Source organism: Barnesiella propionica, assembly GCF_025567045.1.
In the GTDB taxonomy this organism is placed as follows: domain Bacteria; phylum Bacteroidota; class Bacteroidia; order Bacteroidales; family Barnesiellaceae; genus Barnesiella_B; species Barnesiella_B propionica.
Genome location: NZ_JAOQJK010000017.1, coordinates 1 through 2045 on the forward strand (window position 1 = coordinate 1; position 2045 = coordinate 2045).

The 2045-nt window shown below is 31.0% G+C and carries 4 protein-coding genes; all 4 read left to right on the forward strand.

Annotation, left to right across the window (positions count from 1 at the left end):
• Positions 1 to 462, forward strand: a 462-nt coding sequence (locus OCV73_RS14395; protein ID WP_167551282.1) for a hypothetical protein, incomplete at its 5' end; no start/stop codon positions are given.
• A gap of 193 nt (positions 463 to 655) precedes the next feature.
• On the forward strand, positions 656 to 1090 hold the full coding sequence (locus OCV73_RS14400) for a hypothetical protein (RefSeq protein WP_147553324.1): 435 nt from the start codon (positions 656 to 658) through the stop codon (positions 1088 to 1090).
• Positions 1091 to 1243: 153 nt separating this feature from the next.
• Positions 1244 to 1777: a hypothetical protein gene (locus OCV73_RS14405; protein ID WP_167551283.1), complete on the forward strand. Its 534-nt coding sequence runs from the start codon at positions 1244 to 1246 to the stop codon at positions 1775 to 1777.
• A partial coding sequence (locus OCV73_RS14410; RefSeq protein ID WP_147553325.1) for a hypothetical protein occupies positions 1770 to 2045 on the forward strand: 276 nt, incomplete at its 3' end. The genes OCV73_RS14405 and OCV73_RS14410, both read left to right, overlap by 8 nt.

Below are 2045 nucleotides of genomic sequence, written 5' to 3' on the forward strand. Positions count from 1 at the left end.
TGCGGAGTAATGGCATGGATATGCTTATGCCCGCCTTTCTTTTATCTTTTGAATCCGGAATATGCTAACGACAGGGAATACATCCTGCATCAGATTCCGGCTTTCATATTGATATCCTTATTATTTTGTCTGTTATTTCTTTACGATTTTATCTTATGTATAAATTATTATTTCTTTGACCGGAAAACAAGTCTCGGCATATACACGGATGGAACGATGGCGTATAAAAAAGGTGAGTATAAATTACTTTTCTCTCCTGCGGATGTCGAAGTTATAATTTATAATAATGGAAAATGGCCCTCCTCCAATCTATATTATTTTACCGTTATATTGAGTTCCGGAGACTCTATAAACATTTCTTCTCTGGTAATGACAAGAAGGGACTGGAATGAATACATACGCTCGCATGATATTAAATACAGAACCCGAAAGCATTTCTTTCCCTTGTTGAGAGAAAAATAAATAGAATTACAATATCCATATTAATTCCATCTGCACCTGCGGTTTTTTGGGAAAAGGCAATAAACACATCCCGGGCGGGATATTGCTGCACTCCCGACAATTATGGACCGGCTTACGAAAGGAAACAATCCCTACGGGGTTACGAGCATGAGTTATTAATGGATTTAAAAAGATAATATATAAATTTGGGATAATGACACATTGTTCTATATTCTCGACAATACTATTCTATATAATACAAAGACAAAAGAAAAAATGCCCTCCAAATGATGAAAGAATTTCAGGAGTTATACACAATATAATTAAGGAAAGTCCTGAAATCAAAAAATCTAATTTAGGTCCAATTATAAAAAGTGTGACCAAACCAATATCATTAACATTTGCCTCTTTTGAAAGCATCAATCTATATAATGATTACAAACCCGAAAAAATATCTAAATTGAGCGCTTCTTATAAAACAACAAAAATTGCAATTAGTGTAAATCTTTATGGAACTATGGCATCTTTTCTATTAACATATTATGAAAAAGGAACTATACTTGTGATTAATTATATACAAGAAGCAGAACTCAAACTTAAAACATTAACAACGATGTCACCTTTAGAAGCAGTTTATTACAAATGGTAATAAAAATATTTTACCAATTTTCAAGAACAATATTTATTATATCAATTATGAATCACCACATAAATTTAATACAACAAAATTTAGCTTATATTTAGATACACATCATAACAATTAATATATAATACTTTACTAATAACATAATAACTATGATTTATGAAAGAATATAAAATCACAATATCAGGAATTATAAGAAAAACATTTTTAAAGTCATTATTTTTTATTGCATTTATCTGGTTTTGTTTTTTACCTCCATATTATTTTATTATGGATATTTCCAGAATAATGGAACCAGGATATTTATATAATAATCTTTTTGGTATTTTCTTAGTCACAATACTCTTTTCAACCTTTTTCATTATTGACTTTTTTTATTACTGCAATTACTACCTATATGATAAAAACACTTCTCTAAAAATTGATCCGTCCAACGGTAATATTGTATATCAGAAAGGAAAAGATATCAGGCAGTTTAGCCCGGATAATATCTTTTCACTGACTCTTGTTGAAAGTACGTGGTATACCATATCGGTAAGTTATGCTATTATACGTTTCCACCATAACAAACCTCTTATAATATCTTCGTTAATCATCAATAATTTCTTTTGGAACAAATATGCAAAAAAATACAATATAAAATATAAATTAGACTCCAGAAATACTATATTATTGCCCGATAAAAATGAGTAAAATTCTATATTCATGCCATTTTACCTACCGAACCGTTATCTTTAGCCGTAGGGGAGCTATAAGCGGAGCAACGTCATCGGCCGTATCAGGCGGTGATTGGCGTTTGAGCGCGTTCAACGGTTTTGTCGTCGGATTCTTTAATCATGGAGAAGGAGGAAGACAAGAAAAGAAACAAGATGAACAAAAGAAAAACGCAGGGAAATATCAAAAATATCCGGAAAATGAAACATTAAACGATGCTACATCTTTTGGAGCGGTCATTACAAAA

Coding starts and splice junctions, on each gene's coding strand:
- OCV73_RS14400 (WP_147553324.1), top strand. CDS start 656: ATGACACATTGTTCTATATTCTCGACAATACTATTCTATATAATACAA.
- OCV73_RS14405 (WP_167551283.1), top strand. CDS start 1,244: ATGAAAGAATATAAAATCACAATATCAGGAATTATAAGAAAAACATTT.